This window comes from Arthrobacter crystallopoietes, from assembly GCF_002849715.1.
GTDB classification, from domain to species: Bacteria; Actinomycetota; Actinomycetes; order Actinomycetales; family Micrococcaceae; genus Crystallibacter; species Crystallibacter crystallopoietes.
In genome coordinates this window covers 4,588,573-4,607,891 of the sequence record NZ_CP018863.1, presented here as the reverse complement: position 1 = coordinate 4,607,891, position 19,319 = coordinate 4,588,573, and the positions used below count along the sequence as shown (strand labels likewise).

Here is a 19,319-nt window from a genome sequence, read left to right as displayed (position 1 = left end):
TGACAGGCGCTGCTGCGCGGCGTTCTGACACTAAGAAGGACATCGCGTGCAAGGTTCAGCTCGACGGAATACCCGAGCGGAGCCTCTCCGCCTCCTGCCAGAACTCATCCACCCGCACGTTCCAAGGGTCCGGGATCTCTTGGAAGGGCTGATGCGCTTCCTCCTCCATGACCTCGAACCGGGCGCCGGGGATCTCGTCGGCCACCGCCTTGCCGAGCTCAGGGCGGCTCATCCTGTCCGCTCCGCCGGCGAGTACCAGTACTGGAACCTGGATGCCGTCCAGCCGTCCGGCCGTCACGTTCCGCGCGCAGGCGTCGGCGAAGGCGAGGAAATCCTCCGTGCTTTGTTTGTGCGGGAAGGCCATGGCATCCTCGATGAACCGGTCGACCGTCCCGTCATTGTGGGCCCTGGCCGTGTAGACCCAGATAAAGAACCCCTCCAGGAAGTCACGTTCGCTGGGCGCCAGCTCGGCCTGCCAGTGGAAGGCCCGGATCATTGTTTTCATGAAGTCGTCCATCGCTGACCATGTGCTCTGCAGCACCAGGCTGCGGACGGCATAGGGGTGGCGCAGTGCGAGCTCCTGGGCAATGATGCTGCCGCCGGAGAACCCGGCCACGTGGGCCGAGGAAACTCCCAACGAGCGCAGCACCGCGGCAGCGTCGTCAGCCATCGCCTCCACGGTCGGCTGCCCCTCCGGCATGGCCGTCCGGCCCGCCCCGCGGTTGTCGAACGCCGTAATCCGATAACGGTCCGCCAGCCCGTCCAGCTGGAACTGCCAGGACTCCACGGTGTCCCCGAGCCCGCCGACGAGCAGTACGTCTGGTCCCTCGCCGACCTGCTCTGTCCAGATCTCCAGCTCCCCGGCCTTCACATGCTGTCCCATACGACCCTCCAAGCTAATGCGGCTGCCAGCTGGACGGCCCCTGGCAGTGGAGGCGCCAGCCCTTGCCCGGCATCTCCCGGGTAATCCATTTCGGTATGCTAATCCCCGCTAACCGGGCTGCCTAGGGGCCGTCATTCCTGCATGATGACGGCGGACGGGCGTCTCCCCCGAACACCCTCAGCTTGTCTGAGCAGGGCGGAGGGGTGCTCCATGTCAGGGTCTTCCGGGACTATCGGTCAGTTCGCACTTTTCTTGAAAGTAGGCACTCCAGTGGATCCGTTGTTCGGTGACTCGGGCGACTCTATACTTGAGGCCACGACGAGCTGTTCCGGTGCATTGTCAGCTGGACTGTATCCGGGCCCGGACACTTCAGGGCGCGTCCTGGGGCCCACCGCCCGGTATTGCCGACACCGGCGAAAATAAATCCACTGCTGGATTAGGGGACATCCAACCCCTGCGTCAGGGAAGCGACAGACCGATGAACACAATGCATCATGGCGACCAGGACGGCGAAACGGACCGCGCACTGCAGGAGCTGCGCAGCCATCTGGCGGGGCCGGCGATTGAACCGCAGGATCCGCTCTTTGACGCAGCCCGGGCAGTTTGCAACGGCATGATCGACGTGCACCCGCGGGCGGTCATCAGGGCGGTCACGCTTGCGGACATCGACCACGTCCTGGACATGGCGCGGAGCACAGGCCTGCCGCTGGCTGTGCGCGGAGGCGGGCACAACATCGCCGGACACGGCACGGTCGAAGGCGGCCTGGTGCTGGATTTGGGCCAGTTGCGCGGTGTGGAGGTTGACGTGGAGCACGGGCTTGTGACCGTCGGACCCGGGGCGACTTTGGCAGACGTCGACCGCGCCACTGTCCCGCATGGACTAGCCGTACCACTCGGAGTGATCAGCGCGACCGGGGTCGCCGGGCTGACCCTTGGCGGCGGAGTGGGCTGGCTGACCCGGTCCAACGGGCTGAGCCTGGACAACCTCGTCTCCGCCGACGTCGTCACCGCAACCGGAGAGCATTTGCAGGCCAGCGAGGAGGAAAACTCCGACCTGTTCTGGGGCCTGCGCGGCGGGGGCGGGAACTTCGGAGTGGTCTCATCCTTCACCTTCCGGGCCCGTCCGTTGCCGGCTGCCGTACTGGGAGGAAACTTCTTCTACCGCCCGGAGCGCTGGAAGGACGCCTTGCGCGCCTTTAACCGCTGGACCCAGGACCTGCCCAATGAGATGAACCCGATCATCTCCATCCTGGTGCTGCCTTCCGCCTTCGAGATGGGGGAGGAGCCGTGGATGATCATCGGCTTTGCCTGGGCCTCCGAGAACCACCAGCCAGGGCTCGAGTTGATCGAGCAGCTGCGGGAAGCGGCACCCCCGGACGAGGAGGAAGTCGCGCCCACGGCCTGGCTGGAATGGCAGACCGCCATGGATACCCTCTTTCCCAAGGGCGCCCGCGGATACTGGAAGAACGTGTCATTTTCCAGGCTGGATGAAGAGGCCATCGATGTCCTGGTCGGATTCGCCTCCGAGGTGACGTGGTTCGGAACGGGAATCGACATCCACCACATGCAAGGCGCCTTCGGGCATGTGCCCGAGGACGCGACAGCGTTTCCCAACCGCTCGGCGAAGTACTGGCTGAACGTCTACGGCTTCTGGAAGGACCCAGCGGAGGACGATCGGCTCAGCGCGTTCGCCCGGAAGGCCTACGCAAACATGCAGCCGCTTGCCGAGCACGGCCAATACGTCAACTTCCTCGGTGCAGAACTTGGTTACGACTCCACCGAAGCTGCACGCCAGGCGTACGGGCCTAAAACGTACGACCGCCTGGTGGCCCTGAAAAACCGCTTCGACCCGCAGAACCTGTTCCGCCGCAACCACAACATCGTGCCGACCGCCTCATACTGACTGCCGCCAGTTCGACCACACCCGGCGGGTACGCTCGCTGTGGCGCCGGGACCGAGTAGCCCTGCTGGTTTACCGGAATCTGCGGTCCGGTCGGACAAGCTGGTCCCATCATACGCGGAACGTTAACGCTGCTCGCCTGTGCGCCGGATGAAGGCCGAAGGCACATACGCGGCCTTGACCGCCAAAACCCAGGGCTGGTCGAAAGCGACTTTGTACCGTTATCTGAACAAGTGCGGCGAGGGTGCGCCGGAACCAAAGGGGCCGGTCCGGGCCGGTAAGGACGGCTCCGAGTATGCTGCCCGCGGCCGGACCCCTGCGCCGTGCAAGTAAGCAACCGCGGCATGCTCCCAAGCCGATAGCAGGACCTGGCGGGACAAATAATCCCGTGTCACTGGTTACCGGTCGTGCTTGGGACTAGGCTGATCGCGCGAATGGGAGACCCGGTGGCTCCGGTCAGTCGGAGCGGGAACGCCATGAAATAGCTGATCCCGGGGACCTCGGCGAGATTGCACAGATTCTCCATTACGAGCACCCCTGCGGCGAGCAGCTCGTAGTGCGCAAGGAGGTCGGATCCGGATTTATCCCCCGGGTCGATACTGATGCAGTCAATGCCAACGGCCTTTACCCCTTTGTCGCGAAGGTACTTCGCTGCTTCACCGGTGAGTCCCGGCCAGCCGCGCAGGTAGTCAAACCCTTCGGGAACGAACGACCAGCGGTCCTCCCATTGCGTATGTAACAGGACGATGTCATCACGTTCGATGGCAACGTTCTGGGTTTCCCACTCGATGATCTCGTCACGGCCAATGTTGTAGCTGACGGGGTCGTAGGGTCCGAAGCTGAGTTTGACCGCACGGCCCATCAATCCGGTCAACGGGATCTCGTGGGTGTGGACACGTCGCTTATCGCTTGGATCGGGCACGAAATGCGCCGGCGCATCCATGTGCGTTCCGGAATGGTCGCCCATGACGAGCTGGTTGAATTCCGCCGGGTCGGTCATCGAGGGGAACGGCAGCAGGAAAAACTTCGGATGGGCGGGGATGGTCGGGATTCCTTGAGCCAGCTCTCGACTGAGGTCAATGATCCGGTAGGCACTCAGTGCATCCCGAAGTGCTTCCGCCGACTTCTGGTCAAGGTCCCGTTCATTGTGCAGTGCCATGCCACTAACAGTGCGGCCGTACAGGCTGGGAATCAAGGTCCTCCCGGCCGGCGACAACTGATTTGAGTTTTTGGGCGCTGGTAAATGTGTGGAGTTCGAATCCGTTCCGGCGTGGGAAACCGGCTATCGGGACGGGCGAGTTGCACCGGTGCGCCGGCTGCACCCCCACGGCCGTCGGCGCACCGGATTTTCTAAAGATGGTCCTGCCCTTGGAAGCCAGCTGATTGCCGCGGAGACCTCAGGACAGTGAAGTCGTCCAGGGAGACCGCACGGCGGCCGTGCCTGCCGTTCTCGCGAATCCATATGATGCCCAGCCCCGGTGCTGTTTCTGTCACGTCTCCCCGATAGCAAGTCTGACCGCCGCGGTAGGCCTCGATCCAGTCTCCGCGGCGGATGAGTGAGACGTCCCGGACAGGTGTGAGATTTCTTGAGTGCTGCATGATCACCTCCAGGTTGATAGCTGCTGGAGTCGTCTTTGACCGTGCCTCAATTCTTGCGAGTGCATATTGCCTACTCATTTCCGGAGCGTAATCTGTGGGAAAACAATTCGCCCGGTGGGTTGTCGGTCAACGCTCCGACCTAAAATGGAGGCGGACAACGACCCCGTCGGGCTGTCCGGGCGACCGGCGAACGGGACAATGCCAGTGCCCATCCTCCGGCCACTCCGATGGCAAGTAGGACGGTTACGAAGCCGATCGCCGGCGCGCTCGGCCATGTCAAATCGGCGCCATACCGCAGCAGGGCAACTGACTGCAGGAGTACGAAGATGACGGAGGTTAGCGCGACGGAGCGGACGGCCCGGGCGTCTCCACTCAGCTGGCCTTGCATCGCCGCCCACCCGAGACCGACCAGCCACGCACCGATCGCCCTCGCTGTGAGCTCGGTCAGTGGCCATGGCCAGAGCATCGCGGTAGGGAGGGGCAGCACCAGCAGCGCTGTGCCGAATATCAGCAGCACTCCGCCGATTCCCATCAGAAGTAGCCTGAGCGAAAGCGGTAGCGCCGGGCGTTCCGCCGTTACGGTTTTTGGGCCTGGACGCCGGGACCGGGTCTGCAACCAGCTGATGATGAGCATGGCCACGGGCACCATGGCATAGATGGCCAGCCACATCCAGGTGGCTATCCGGGCTAGCGGCGGAGCGTCTGCTGACAGGTGGAAGCGGTCGATGTGGATGAGGGTTACCACGAGGGTCAAAGAGGTGAAGACGAATACAGGCCAGACTGCCAGCTTCGCCAGACCCCAGTTCGCTGCACGGGCTCCGGCGACCTCCAGTCCGGCGCTCGACCAGTATGCAGCCCCGAGGAAGACGGCGGTCATGGGCGGGTTGACCGTCCAGGCGAACCACTCGTCGGTACGGAGTGGAAAGACGAACAGCACCAGGCCGGCCAGAAACACCAGAAATGCCGCGACGTAGAGCAGCCACCTCATCGGGGGGATCAGGGGTGTGACCTCAGCTGAAGCGGACATCACCGGGAGACTCCTCGGGGGCGGCCACTCCACCAGTCGACGACATCGACGCAGGCAGGGGATGCTCGGCCAGGTAGGCGTGGAGCATCGAGACTACGGTGGCGCCGTCACCGACGGCGGTCGCCACTCTTTTGATGGAACCGGCACGCACGTCGCCGATCGCAAAAACGCCCGGCATGCTGGTTTCCAGCGCCAGAGGCAACTTTCCCGGTCCGTTGGATTCGGCATCACTGACTTCCCGGATGGCGCCCGTGCGGAGGAAACCGGAGGGGTCCCGCTGGACTGTGTCGGGCAGCCAGGAGGTCCGCGGCACCGAACCGATCAGCACGAACAGGCCGCCCGCCTCGATCTCCTCGATCGGTCCTGCATCTGCAGCCCCGCGCCCGGCGACGTCGACCGCCGCAAGGAATCCCTCCAGATCGCGGACTCCCACGACCTCGGTGCCATAGCGGATGGCCACATTCCGGGTGGCCTCAAGCTGGGCGATGAGGTAGTCAGACATACTGACCGCCAGCGTTGGTCCACGCACCAGCAGTGACACCTTCTTCGCGTACTTCGCGAGGTGCAGGGCCGCTTGTCCGGCCGAGTTGCCGCCACCTACGACACATACGTGTTTCCCGGCCATTGACGGCGCTTCGGAAACCGTGGCCCCGTAGAAGACGCCTCTGCCGACCAACTCCTCAAGCTGCGGTATGCCCAGGCGCCGGTAGTCCACGCCGGTGGCCACCACCACCGTGCGGCCCCGCACGGTGGTGCCGTCGGAAATTGACACAGTACGGAGGGCCCCATCAACGCCGAGCGTCTCCACCTTCCGCATGAAGAGGAAGTCGGTGCCGAAAATCCAGGCCTGGTGGAATGAGCGGTAGGCCAGGTGGGCGCCGCTGACACCGCGGGAAAAGCCCGGGTAATTGCGGATCAGGGAACTGGTGCCGGCCTGGCCTCCCACGGCTTCCCTCTCCACCACCATGGTGGAGAGGCCTTCGGAGGCTGCGTAAACCGCTGTAGCGAGGCCGGAGGGGCCAGCCCCCACGACCACCACATCGAAGATCTTGTCCGCAGGGGGAGGGCGTGTCACCCCGAGGGCTTCAGCGATCTCCAGGTCACTGGGGTTCTCGAGGACAGTTGGGGAAGCCGTAAATTCCAGTACCAGGACAGGCAGCGCGGGGTCGCGCAGGTTTAGACTTGCCAGCGTCCGCTCTGCCGCCTCTGACCCGACCGGGTAAAAGCCCACGGGGATATGGTTTCGACTCAAGGAGTCGCGCAATGCGTGAGTCCTTGAGTCGCCCGTCTTACCGATCAGCCGGACCGCCTCGAAGCCGCTTCCCTGGGCCAGATGCCAGTCATCGAGGGCATCGGTAATCGCTCCATGGAACTCTTCATCACGCAACCGCTCGGGACGTATGATCACCAAGTCGGCGTGCCCCTGGGCGACTGCCCGGAATACGGTGGGGGCGCTGGCGAAGTCACCCCATGTCACGACAACGCCACGCTTGGCGGCCGGATGATAGCCGTAGGCGCGCCGCAGAAAGTCGAGTCCACCGCGATCAGCAGGCCCGTAGCACCCGAGGATAAGTGCGACGGGGCGACCCCAGCGCCGGAGCCCCTCGAGGACCGCTCGTCCGTGGGCGAGGTCGACGCAGTCCACTACCTCATAGTCGGCGCCGTAGCGTCGCCGCAGTTCATCTCCCAGAATGCGGCGAGAGGTCGGGTCTGTGGTAGCCAGCAGCATGACCGGAACCGATTGATCCATGGCCGCAGTCTTTCTGGTTAAGGTTCGGTGGCGCTCACGATACTCGCGCAGGGACATGGGAGACAAGGGGTACTCGTCGTCTCCGGGAAGGCCTTCATGCGGCGTCGGGAACTGAGTCGGCGCTCCGGGTTTTGCCTCGGTTTCTCTCATTCCCAGACGGCAGGGATTCTGCCAGAATGGTCCCCGTCAGCAGGACACGCGGGATGGTCTGCGCAGAAAACGGAGGGATGGAAAATGGAGAACCGCTCGAATAACCGCCCCATTCCGGGAATCAGCCTATCCTCCGTACCGAGTGGAACCGGTTGTCTAGAGTGCCTCAGCGGCGCCGAGCCAGGATGGTGGGTACATCTTCGCCGCTGCGCGCAATGCGGCCATATTGGATGCTGCGACTCATCACCCTCACAGCATGCCAGTGCCCACGCCCGCACCCTCGGCCACCCTGTCATCACGTCCTATGAACCGGAGGAGGACTGGTTCTACGAGACGAACACGAAGAAGTTCTTCCGCGGCCCCCGGCTTCCGGATCCTCAGTCCCGGCCACTGGAACAGCCCGTACCAGCACCGGCAGAAAAGGTACCGACAGACTGGCGAGAGCGCATACACCGATAGCCCCGGAAACCGAACCAAGCACTGACGCTGGGATGAGACCGGGCAGTCGCCGCCATCGCTCTCGGCAATATCACTGCCCTCGGCGGCAATGTCGGCTTGTCCGGGAAGCCGTACCTGCCCTGTGATATCTGGTCGCCGGCCTGCAGAAAGCCCCGCTCTACGTTGAACAGGGCTTTCCTCTTGCATTACGCTGCCCCTGGTCAGCGCCCGGACGGCTGGTTGCTGGGCGGCATTCCAGCCCCGGCGGAAAATAAGTACCTAGCAAATGGCCCTTAAGCTGTTCTGGCGCAAAAAGAAACCCCGCCTGTCCAAGCAGTTAGCTTGGTCAGACGGGGTTTCTTTTCTGGTGCACCCCCCGGGACTCGAACCCGGAACCCATTGTTCTGGAGTCGGCCCTCAGGGCCTTCCGCTTGTTTTCGGGAATTTCCCGCCGATACTGTGGAAACAGCCTTTCAGAAGTCCTTTATGGGTGGTCCGAACGCTAGTGAGCGCTAGTGAGATACAGAATAAATAGCCCGTAAATAGCCCGGCGGACTCTTGTGGGGCTATTTACCCCCTTGCCCAAAGATGTCATCGAAGACAGCTCGGTTGTCCACCATCACCAGCTCCTCCTCGACGTAGTATTCACGTGTCACGGCACTACTTGAGTGCCTTAGCTGTTCGGCCGCAGCTTCCAGTCCCGATGAGCGTTTGATCATCGTGGCCGTGGACTTCCGGAGGGACTTTGGCTTCACCCACGCGAAATCATCGCCGGTGCGGTTGTCGTACTGTCGTGCTTGCCGCCAGGATCTTCGGAAATTTGATGTGAGCACCAGCCCGCCAACTTGGCTCTTAAAGATTAATCCCTCAGCAGGCCCATCCAGGTTTGCACGGCGCTTCTCGAGCAAATCAACGACATGCGGTGGCAGCGCAATGGGCTGGATTTTCGCCACTTGGAAACGATCGCCCTTGGTCCAGTCCTGGCGGTGCCATTTGCCTTCCTCGTTCTGGGCGACGGTCCCGGAGACCAGGATGAACGGAATGTCCTCTTCCAATCTCACGTCCTCCCAGCGGATGGCGAGCAGTTCCCCGCTACGCACGCCCGTGCCGAGCATTACATCAATGGCCGGCCGCAGATGTACACCACGGGCCGGACCCGACTGCTGGGCAGCCTGCCAGGCCTCAATCCGTCGGACCAGCTCGAAGTATTCAGCGCGCGTCATGGCGCGGACCTTGGAGCGCTTGGCCTTCCGCTCAGCCTGCCGCTTGTCCTTTCCGACGGGGTTAATCCCGGAGGGAAGGGCATTGAACGACACTGCGTGATCGAACATACCGTGCAGCACAATGCGCGCCGTCCTCTCGGCCGATAATCCGCCGGTGGGGATCGTGCGGGCAGCTGACTTCTTGTATGTGATTGTCCTGGTGTCGTTGCCGTCGGCAATTCTTCGGAGGTGGGCCTCAATGTAACCCGGAGTCACGTCTCGAATCTTCTTGTCGCCGATGAAGGGCGTAATCGAGATCCGGATTCGGTTCCGGTACGCCGCCATTGTCCCCGGTGCTCTTCCCCGCAGCGATTTCAGCCAGAGCTGCCCCAACTCCTCTATGGTCGTCGATCCGGTGACTTCCGAATCCGCATCGGAAAGATCGCGGGTTTCCCACTTGAACTCGAGTTCCTCGCGGGCCCGACTTTTGGTTCGACCGGAGGCCTTCATCCTTTTGCGATTGCCATGGGCGTCTCTGTAGTACCAGGAAGCTTCGAAGCCTCCGCGTTCCCTCGGAGAGAAGCTCATCTTACCGTGCGTATTCGGACGCATCTCAGGGCGCGCCATATCGGGGTCCTCTTTGCTGAACAAGTGCGATGCAAGTGGTGTTGATGTCGTCAGTACTCTATCGGATCGGCATCGCTGGACAGCGCAGCGACCGCCGTGCACGAGCCTGTCAGCATACAGACGGGCGTGAAACATACACAGATCACCGTCATCGACGGCAAACTGACCACGGCAGACCTTGCAGCCTACCTGAAGGTGTCGGAATCCACGCTCCGGGCGTGGCGAGGTTCCAACGAAGGGCCCAGGCCTATTTATGTTGGCCGAGGCATTCGCTACAGCCTGGATGAAGTTGACGCTTGGATCGAGCGCAACAGCCGCAAGGAGCGCCGCCGCGTAGCCTGATTGGCCAGCCGAACCGAGACCCTTTGCGGTCCCCATGAAAAGGCCAGGCGTGCGATTCCCCCAAGCTCCATTGTTGCCGCGGACTTGGTCTTCATGCGCTTCATGCGCGCTTCTGTCGTTTTTTATCGTTGCAACCCATCCACTGCTTTTGCGCGGATGGGTGAGTGCGCAGCGTCGTCTCCGTCGAACCATATGCGCCTCAAGTATCTACATAGGGTCCGAGGCGGAAAACGCGATTCGACCGCTTGATCCGCGGCGTCTACAACGATGCCTCCGGGTGTGCGTGAACGCGGCATATCCAACCAGCAATCGAACAAGCCGATCAACCATCAGGTGGTGACCGCCAAACACGAGCCGTCCTAGTCGGTTCCGATCAGGCTGACAAATTCATCCGCGCCGTTTGGCGAAGGCACCCGTGATCGGGGTGTTCATCGACAAGGGCAGCCGCCCTGGAAAAGGAGGCCTCTGCCAACGTCCTCAATCGAAAGTTCACGAAATGAGCAGGGGGAAATGAACCGCGGACAGTAGCGCCACGGCTATGCTTCGACGGCCTCGGCACGCGAGAGGAACCCCATCGCGGGATGGGCACGTAGCCCGCGGATCCCTGCCGGCGTGCCGGCCACGAGCAACCCGACAGGCAGACCACGAGACACTAGATGCTGAAAGGCCCCGATCAGGACCGGCACTTCGACGGGCGTTGGGTTGTCGACGCCGTGCAGGATCAGGTAGCCGGATTCCTGCAGCCGGAAGCTCCGGCCACTCAACTCGGAGGCGGTGCATTCGTACAGCGGCCAGCCAGCGGCAGTGACTGTTGCGCGGGCCGTGGCGATCACACTGGCCTGACCCGGGGCATGCACGCAAGATGCAAGGGTGAGCAGACCCGGGGAGCCACTTCCATTTCCCAGTGAATAGGCCAGTTCCTCTGCCCACTCTTCCAGATCCATATCTTCATCTAACGCCCCCGTCTCCCGGAGAGCAACCTCGGCGACGCTGCAACCATATGATGCGTTCATGGAGAAACCACCGGTAGCGGGTGACATCCACGGCAATCTGGTCTGGTGCTAAATTTCCGCACCTTCCCGTCTGAACAGCTTCCGCGCAACCACTGTCTGCCAAAGCCTTCGACTCACGGTTACTCCTTACTTCGGCAGGATGTTGCCGGTCCGCCTGATCCAGATCCCATTTATGCCTCCTGCAACGCGGAATCGGTAATATCTTGCCGAAACAGCGTCCCCAAACTCAAGTGTGCGGTCTGTATCGACGGGATCGGCATCATTTTGCCGGTCTTGTCTGAACCGCAGTACGTTGGGCCCCGACGACACCGGAAATGGTTGCGGCACCGGTCTCCATGTGCAGCACCATGTCGACGTCAGCCGTCGGCCGGGTTACCGTCAGGCCGGCAGCGACCGCGTGAAGCTGCACCATGAGGCCGCCGACGAGTGTCCATTGCTCGTGGGGCAGGGCGCGTGCCAGCTCAACGCACTGCGGCCAGGGCGGCCCCCGGCCGCCGGGCGGGGCGGGCACGTCCCAGAGCGGCCGGTCGGCCGCCATCGAGCAGCTCCTGCAGCAGCCGTGCCCCGCCTGATCGTTCGCGGGTCCCCAGGGAGTTCATCAAGTCAACGGCCACTGCGGCCAGGGGAACCTCTCCGGCGGCGAATGGCTCATCGATGGTGAGCTCGTGCAGGATGACGTTGCCGCCCGGATCCGGGACCAGTCCGAAGGCATCGGTCAGATCCGCGACGTCGTCGGCCATGAGGTAGCCCTCGGCTGTGCCGCCGCCGGCCGTGAGCCCGAAGCGGTCGGCCAGCTCCGGGTCGGCCATGGCGCTGCCGCCGGTCGGCAGCAGGGTGTCGGTGACCTCGGGGATCACGGCGGGTGTCGCCCGGTAAGCGGTCACGAAGTCCTTGCCGCGGGCGAGCAGGTTCAGCTCGACGGGATCGATCCGGCGAAGGCGTGCCTTGAGCCGGGACCGCTCCGAGGAGCTGATCCAGTCAGGCTTCCCGCCGGAAAGCAGTGCAAGGGCTGCCCATGCCATCCGGGGTGTCCACGGCCGGCCGCGGCGGGTGCCGGCTTGGGCGAGCCGCTCGACGGACCCCGGGTCGATGATGACGGCGCGGCCGGCGCGGCCACTTACCGTCAGGCGTCCCGAGCCGGCGAGCCTGAGCACTGCCTGCCGTGAGACGCCAAGCTTTTCGGCCGTCTCGCTGGCCGTCAAACCATCAGGAATCATGCACTAATGTTGTCAACCCGCAACATTAGTGTCAATCTTGCGGACCGTTCGGAGCGGTGTCTCTGGTGTCTCCAGGGGCGGGCGTAGGCGGTGCGGTAGATGATTCTGAGGGCGGAGGAATCGTCCAGTTCGTCCCACACCGCAGCATGCCGGGGAAGCCTTTGTTCTGGCGATGGTAGCGGTGGAAGCATCCTGTTCGGTGACCTCGTCTGCGGTTGTTTGCTAAGGCGTACGAAGAACTCTCGTCTTGGCGATGCTGTACTCCTGTGGCCAGGGAAGTGCCACTCCGAAGAAGCCCCGCAAATACCCCGCCAATTAAATCTCATCGGGGGTGAGCGGAAAGCAGGACGACAACCGGACAATCCTCAGTTCCAGGGCGAAGTAACAGCCGAACCGCGTACCGGCCGCTGCCCGATGACGGACACGTTTACTATTCCGTCCGAAATTTGCCCAGATTCCTGTAGGGACGGGTAGTATCAGTCCGCCAGACGGGTCAAATCAACACGATAGGATCCTAGAGCTTCGGTTTTTTGGGGGAAGAATAAATGAGCTTTAGCGCAACTCGACTCACGTGTTATGCGCTGCTTTCCGCGATGGAACAGGACATGCGAGACATGATCGCAGAAGTCGTGGACGGGACTGGCTTTCCGATTGAGTTGCCAGATGAGAAGCGCAACAAGGCGCAGGAGCGGCGAAAGCGCGATGGCCAAGGTTCGGCAGTGACGCTCCCAGGGATTCTTCCGTATCTGGACTTCGCGGAAGCCTTCGAACTGATAATGACTTTAAAATCCAAGTTTGCAGTCGACCAGCTTGAGACGTTTAAGGCCCTCAATACCCGCATTGAGCGGGTCGTGGCTATAAGGAACCGGGTGGCGCATACGCGTCCCATGGAAATCGATGATTCTGCAAGCCTCATCGATACCGCTCGCTTGCTGGTCAACAAGGCCGCAGGCTGGTCGTCAACCGCGGACACAATGGCACGATTGGAGGCGAATCCCTCCTATGTCTTAGGGTTGACAGTTCGCCTTCCGAAGGACAATGACAGGGGTCCGCAACACAATCTGCCCGTGCCGGATTTCGACGAGACTGGTTTCTTCGGTCGGCAGGAGCAGCTCCGGCAGATCAAGAAAGCGATTAAAGGCCCGTACCCGGTGATCTCCATCCTCGGCGATGGAGGTATCGGAAAGACATCCATCGCGTTGAAGGCCGCATATGACCTATTGGATGATCCACAAGTCGCGTTCGATGCCGTTGTCTGGGTGACCGCCAAATCGACGATTCTGTCGACCCAGGAAATACAACGGATACAAGGAGCTATAGAGGATTCCCTAGGGCTATTCGATCAAGCGGCATCCTACCTGGCGGGGCAGACTGCGGCCGACCCTGAGGCCGAGATCTTGTCCTATCTCGAGAATTTTAAGGTTTTGCTGGTTCTAGACAACCTGGAAACCGTTCTGGATGACAGACTGAGGCGATTCTTGCTGGAGCTTCCGATCGGCAGCAAGGTCATGATTACGAGCCGAATCGGCGTCGGTAGCACCGAGTATCCTGTGAACCTTGCTCCTCTCGGTACGGACGATGCTGCACGACTGCTTCGAGCGCTCGCCCGAATCCGCGGAATTCAACAACTGAAGGAACTCCCGCAAAAGACTGTCGAATCGTGGGTGACCGCCATGAGTGGGCACCCAGCATACATTCGATGGTTCGTCTCAGGAGTTCAGACCGGTCGGCGACCCGAGGATCTGCTCACGAACAATGCTTTGCTCCTAGAGTTCTGCATGTCGAATGTCTATGAATACTTAGGAGAGAGCGCCCGCGCGGTGGTGCGCAGCATGCAAGTCCTCTTGGGGCCACGGAATCAAGCAGAGCTCGCCTACCTCAACGACTATTCAGCAGATGCGATTCAGTCTGCCCTGCTGGAACTCCTGACAACGAACTTTGTGTCTATGTCAAATCTAAATACCAGCCAGACAGTAGATACCGTCTACCAACTGACGGACTTTGGTAAGCAGTATTTGGATAAGCACCACCCTGTTGATTCAGAGGAACGAAAGTGGCTTCTGAATCGCAAAGACGGTTTATCTCAGATGGGAACGGGTTTAGTCGCTCAAAGCCGGGCGACCCCTTATGACCCTGCCACAGTATCCGTCCGCGGACCGGGAGATTTTCACGTTGCCAGACTTCTCCGAGAAGCGCTCTCCATTTCAGATGAGCACGAACGCGCACTCGAACTCTGCTTCGAGGCTCAGAAGCTATCTCCCACATATTCTGAGGCTTGGCGAATAGAAGGATACATTCGGGCTCTGGATCGAAATGACCACGCCGCGCAAGCAGCATATGAAAGAGCTATCGAGCTTGCCCCGGAGTCAGGCTCGGCGCGTTTTCACTACGGGACCTTTCTCTTGACGGTGGCGGGGGATGCACAGGCTGGATTGAGAGCGCTTCAGGCGGCGGCTAAACTGGACACCGTTTCTCTTGAAATCCTAAGCGGCATTGCATGGGCGCACTTTGCCAATTCAAATTTTGGTGAGGCAGCTGAGGCAGCCGGCCATATTTTTCGCGACAAGCAGTGCCCACACCAGGACCGAGTTTCGGCACTTATCCTGTTAGTCCGGGCCAGAAATTCGAGCGCCCTCCACCACGCTGAAATCGACGATGTCGACGGAGCAGTGGAGGCCGTAGAACTTGCTGTTGAGTTTCTCGAGGAAGTTCGCGACGGTGACCTTATAGCAAGTGCAATCGATTCAATCTTGTTCTTGATGGAAACTGTCAAACGGATTCAGGAAAACAGCGAGGGCTACGCTAAGTCCAAGTCGGCTCAATTCGTCGAAGTACTGGACGGCCTCTGTGAACAGATGCCGGGCTCTAGTTCCAGGCTTATCGGGCGAGTGCAGAGCATCAAAGCCGAGAATGGGTACCTGTTCCTAAAGGCCGACAGCGGTGACTACTTCTGCCACGTGCGGGACTGCCCGAGAGTCGACGACTGGTCCAAGATGCGACTAGGCGCTGTATGCGGATTCACGCCTGTCGTCCACCCCACAAAAGGTCTTCGAGCGACGTCCGTCGCACTTCTCGAGTACTGAGAGCCCTCAGAGCCGGCTGGCCAGTCCAATCCCCAGACCCAGTATGCGCAGGCTCAGCAGTCGCTGGCGGGCTATCCGCAGGGGGCAGTATGCTCCCGGCCGGTACCAGCAGCAGGCGCCGTGTATGCAGCAACCCCAGCCGCAGTACGCCCAGCGGGAATGGTCTCCCGCTGGTGTCCAGCCCTGATCGCGCTGCTGACCTTCGCCGCCCCTCAGCCTGTTTTGAACGTGCTCTTCCCATAGGCACTGGCAGAATAACGCACTGGATTCGTGCGGCGTTTCCCGTGCACGCATCCAGTGATCCCGCGTGCTTCCCGAGCAGGTGCTAGGGAAGCAATGCACATAAGTTCCCCCGAGACTCTCAAGAAGGCGGAGCATATTCGTCCTTTCCCGAGCTTCCCGAGCAAAGCATATGCCTTCGATGCCTACTAATGAACTAAGGAAAAGCCCTGGCGAACCCATGGCATCGCAAGACCTGTTGAGCTGATGTAGTAGTAGTTTCTGCTAGGGATGCAAGGGAAGGGGTATTTCAAGAGGTAGGAACGCCTATATAAGGGGCGAAAGGTAATCGACGTTCCCGAGCATCAGCTGGGGAGGTGCTGGGGAACAACAGGGAAGACCTCGCTCATCAATGTCGTTAGCTAGGTCGAGACGAGGATGGCCTGCTGTGGGATGGGGCTCAGCCCAAGATCGAGTGACTCGAACGCTTTGGAGGAAGCTTCGGCTGGACTGGGGGAAGCTCAAACACCGGCGACGTAGCGCACGGCACGACATCTTGTCGGTTCGAGGGAGACTCGTAAAGGGCGGTACTCACGTCTTAAGACGTCCTACGACGAGAATGCGCCGCTATGGGCGCTTCAGCCCGCATAGGTGCGGACATGAACATCAACGACACAGAACGCCAATCCCCCTCCGTGGCCCAGAATCGTGGCGTCACCGGTTGCTCTGGGGCCCCCGAGCGTGCCAGCGAGGAAACCCTGGCCGCCCTGGCCGCCCTGGCCGACGGCATGCTACCGGACCTGCCCGCCTGGACTGCCGAAGACTACGCTCACGCCATCACCGGTTCCGGCGCCGATAAGCTCGCCGACTCCGGCGTCGCCCCGCTGGTTGCCGCCGCCCGCGGCTACAAGCTGCTGGATGCCTCCAACGTCGCCGCCGAGCTCAAGCTCATGAATTTCAAGCCGCAGTCCGGGCAAGGCAAGCGCATGCGCCGGTCCCTGACCGCCGAAGGCCAGGACGGCATGCAGATGCCCTGGTACTCCGTCGCCGACATCCAGAACGCGGCCCGCAACCAGGTCACCCCGGAACCGTTCACCTACCAGGTGCGCCCCTCGCACCCGGAAGACAATGAACGCGGCAAGCCGATCAAGTACGAGTTCGCCGGCGGCATCGGCACGCCGCTGGACCTGCACCCGGGCACCCCGACCGACTGGATCGACGGCACCCCGGTCGTCATGTTCGCCGAAGGCATGCTCAAGGGCGACGCCGCCCTCTCAGCCTACCTGCGCACGCACGGCGCCTCCTGGGACGACCTGCGCTGGGACGGCGAAGGCGATCCCCGGCAGAAACTGGCGGCCTTGTACGAGAACATCGCGCTGCCGGACCGCGTCCTGATCGTCTCCATCGCCGGGATCTACAACGACAAGCAAAACCCGATCGACTGGCGCGAAATCGTGCTCAAGGACCGCGAGGGCTGGATCGCCTTCGACGCGGACCTGACCGAAAACCTCTTCGTGCACCGGGCGGCCGTCGGCCTCTACAAGTACCTGGAAGAAAAAGCCAAGATGAAGACGGTCAGGGTGCTCAACCCGACCGTTACCTCCGGCGACGGCGGCTCCATCGCCAAGATGGGCGTCGACGACTTCCTGGCCAAGGTCGGCTCCTGGAAGCGCCTGGTGTCCTACCTGTCCGTGACCTTCCCGCCGGCCCCGGCCACCGACGAGGCTGAGAAGCCCGGCAACTGGCGGGTCACCAAAGACGGGTTCCGCACCGAAGAATGCATCCCGGTCAACGCCGGCCCCAACGGCGAGCAGACCGGTGTCCGCTGGGAGGAGCGCGTCGACCTGGGCGGGCGTATCCTGGCGTTCGAATCGGTGCGGCAGCCCACCGACCAGGAGCTGAGGACGGGATCCTTTTCCGAGGAGGTGGCGAACTCGGATGTAGTCGAATCTCGTGTGAACGTCGAGATAACCTGGTGGGAAGATGGCCGAAACCGAACCGGGATCGTGTCCGGACCGGAAAAGATCCTCAATTACGCTCCCGCGGACTGGGATCGCCACGGAGGGCATATTCCTCGGTCGCTTCTGACACATCGAGCATGGCCCCCAAAGGGTGCTAATGGAGACAAATGGCTCTCGGCGATCAAAGCCCACCGCCGATCAGAAGTCGGGCATACCACCCGCTGGATGCAGATGGGCTGGGTGCCGGTCGAAGGCGGCAACCCGGTGTTCCTGATCGGCGACACCGTCGTCGGCGACAACGACCTGGGCCAGAACGCGACCCCCGGCGTGGACGAGAACGTCCTCGACCGCGCCCCGCACTTCGGCGTCGGCGACAACACCTACGCGGACTGGACAGACGAGTCCTACCGCGAAGAGGTCGCCCGCGACTTCCGCAAGGTCGTGGACACCTACATCTTCTCCGAAGCCTGGACCGAGCCGGCCACCGCCGCCCTGGTGCTGGCCGCCGGCCTCCGCCCGGCCGTGCCGCTGCGCCCGCGCGCCACCTGCTACATCTACGGGCCCAAGGGCGGCGGCAAGTCCTGGACCGCGCAGGCCATGATGTACTTCTGGGCGCGCAACCGCTCCGACTGGCAGGACCAGCTGCCCGGCTCGGCCAAGGACACATTCGCGTTCCTGGAAAAGGTCGTCTCGCTGACCCCGATCTGGGTCGTTGACGACCTGGCCCCGTCCACGTCGAAACGGCAGGCCGAGTCCGAGACCGCGAAGCTCGAGGACCTGACCCGCGCCATCTTCAACAACGCCTCCAAGGGCCGCATGAACTTCGACATGACCTCGATGAAATCCAACAAGCCGATCAGCCAGCTCGTGATCACCGCCGAGAACGAACTGACTACCGCTTCGGTGAAGGAACGATTGATCCCCACCTACATCGGCAAGGGAATGCTCAATCCTTCCAGAGAACCTACAGACGCCATCAACGACGCCGCTCGGAACGAGGGCCTGCAGGCGCGTTTCACGGTGCACGTAATCACGTATCTGCGCGACCGGGCCGTACGCAAGGGCGGCTGGCCGGGACTGATCAAATGGCTCGAAGACAACCGGTCCATGATCAAGGAAGCCACCCGCGACATCATGAAGGAACGCGGCATCACCTCAGCGAACCTGGAGCGCTCCTCCATCCTCGCCGCTGACGTATCCCTTACATTCGCAGTCCTCAAGGACATGGCCCTAAACCTGGGCCTGGAAAAGAAATACCTGTCCCTGTTCATGAACGGCGAGGGCCTGGGTGCGGAGATCATTGCCCGTGTCTCCGAGGCCTACGTGGACAACCAGACGGCAGCCCCGGGGAAAGCACTTGTTCAAGCCCTTTCGTCTGTTCTCGGGGCTGGACATGCCCACGTTCTCAGCGCTGAGGACCCCGCCAGTCCGCCTTTGGGTGAGGCGGACGGCTACTCGAACAGCATTAACTTCAAGCTCGGTTGGGCTGTCGCCGATGAGAAAGGGTTTCTGAGACCTAAAGGACCAACCATCGGATCCGTCGTAAGTTACAAGGGTCTACGAATTATTCTCTTCACGAAGGAAGCGTTCAAGGTTGCGCAGCTGCACAGCCCTGAGCTAATCCCATACGGCCACACCCAGCAGGCTGCGTGGCCAGGAGTGTGGGAGGAAGGGCTCACCCCTCCAAGCCTTCCCCGTCCGAAGAGCCGCGGCAGCTTCATCAACACCTATGCCCATGGCACCGGAAAGGGCAGGCCGAAGGGGCTTCCCGTACCTGTAGATACTGTTGTTGACGGTGTCATCCAGGAATAGGGCTGGACCCTCTCCTGAGGGGATCGGGCGTTGTCACGAGCGGTTTCATGAGTCGCTGCCCGCAGTATTGCCTGAAAGTTCAGCTGCGCTAGTGTG

General features: G+C 61.8%; 12 protein-coding genes. 5 read left to right on the top strand and 7 right to left on the bottom strand.

The window, feature by feature from the left end:
* Positions 1-55: 55 nt before the first annotated feature.
* Entirely contained in the window at positions 56-883 is an 828-nt protein-coding gene (locus tag AC20117_RS21200) for an alpha/beta fold hydrolase (RefSeq protein WP_074701777.1), read from the bottom strand.
* A 478-nt stretch (positions 884-1,361) separates the two neighbouring features.
* Here AC20117_RS21200 and AC20117_RS21195 point away from each other — a divergent pair, with 478 nt between their 5' ends.
* Positions 1,362-2,786, top strand: coding sequence for an FAD-binding oxidoreductase (locus AC20117_RS21195; protein WP_074701779.1), 1,425 nt, complete (start codon positions 1,362-1,364; stop codon positions 2,784-2,786).
* Positions 2,787-3,174: 388 nt separating this feature from the next.
* On the opposite strand, the gene AC20117_RS21185 is transcribed toward AC20117_RS21195, so the two are convergent.
* From AC20117_RS21185 to AC20117_RS21170, 3 genes are all read right to left on the bottom strand, one after another.
* Positions 3,175-3,942, bottom strand: coding sequence for a cyclase family protein (locus tag AC20117_RS21185; protein WP_074701782.1), 768 nt, complete (start codon positions 3,940-3,942; stop codon positions 3,175-3,177).
* A 579-nt stretch (positions 3,943-4,521) separates the two neighbouring features.
* Positions 4,522-5,409: a hypothetical protein gene (locus tag AC20117_RS21175; protein ID WP_074701785.1), complete on the bottom strand. Its 888-nt coding sequence runs from the start codon at positions 5,407-5,409 to the stop codon at positions 4,522-4,524.
* Positions 5,393-7,159 carry an NAD(P)/FAD-dependent oxidoreductase gene (locus AC20117_RS21170; protein WP_074701786.1) on the bottom strand — a complete coding sequence of 589 codons (1,767 nt, stop codon included), beginning with the start codon at positions 7,157-7,159 and terminating at the stop codon, positions 5,393-5,395. Before AC20117_RS21170 ends, AC20117_RS21175 begins: the two co-directional genes overlap by 17 nt.
* 96 nt (positions 7,160-7,255) lie before the next feature.
* On the opposite strand from AC20117_RS21170, the gene AC20117_RS21165 reads away from it, so the two are divergent.
* The gene (locus AC20117_RS21165; RefSeq protein WP_335644632.1) at positions 7,256-7,768 is read left to right on the top strand and encodes a UBP-type zinc finger domain-containing protein; all 513 of its coding nucleotides are present in this window, start codon (positions 7,256-7,258) and stop codon (positions 7,766-7,768) included.
* Positions 7,769-8,313: 545 nt separating this feature from the next.
* Here the strand turns inward: AC20117_RS21165 and AC20117_RS21160 are convergent.
* Positions 8,314-9,576 (bottom strand): tyrosine-type recombinase/integrase, encoded by a 1,263-nt coding sequence (locus AC20117_RS21160; protein ID WP_074701789.1) that lies wholly within the window; start codon positions 9,574-9,576, stop codon positions 8,314-8,316.
* Between the two features lie 126 nt (positions 9,577-9,702).
* On the opposite strand from AC20117_RS21160, the gene AC20117_RS21155 reads away from it, so the two are divergent.
* Positions 9,703-9,918 carry a helix-turn-helix transcriptional regulator gene (locus AC20117_RS21155; RefSeq protein ID WP_074703344.1) on the top strand — a complete coding sequence of 72 codons (216 nt, stop codon included), beginning with the start codon at positions 9,703-9,705 and terminating at the stop codon, positions 9,916-9,918.
* 536 nt (positions 9,919-10,454) lie between these two features.
* Here AC20117_RS21155 and AC20117_RS21150 read toward each other — a convergent pair.
* Entirely contained in the window at positions 10,455-10,862 is a 408-nt protein-coding gene (locus AC20117_RS21150; RefSeq protein ID WP_074701790.1) for a hypothetical protein, read from the bottom strand.
* Between the two features lie 530 nt (positions 10,863-11,392).
* Complete coding sequence (locus AC20117_RS21140) at positions 11,393-12,148, bottom strand: helix-turn-helix domain-containing protein (RefSeq protein WP_074701792.1); 756 nt, start codon at positions 12,146-12,148, stop codon at positions 11,393-11,395.
* A gap of 605 nt (positions 12,149-12,753) precedes the next feature.
* On the opposite strand from AC20117_RS21140, the gene AC20117_RS21135 reads away from it, so the two are divergent.
* A complete protein-coding gene (locus tag AC20117_RS21135) occupies positions 12,754-15,231 on the top strand; it encodes a tetratricopeptide repeat protein (protein WP_158300500.1) in 2,478 nt (825 codons plus the stop codon).
* A gap of 878 nt (positions 15,232-16,109) precedes the next feature.
* Positions 16,110-19,223, top strand: coding sequence for a hypothetical protein (locus AC20117_RS21130; protein WP_101632667.1), 3,114 nt, complete (start codon positions 16,110-16,112; stop codon positions 19,221-19,223).
* Positions 19,224-19,319 lie beyond the last annotated feature (96 nt).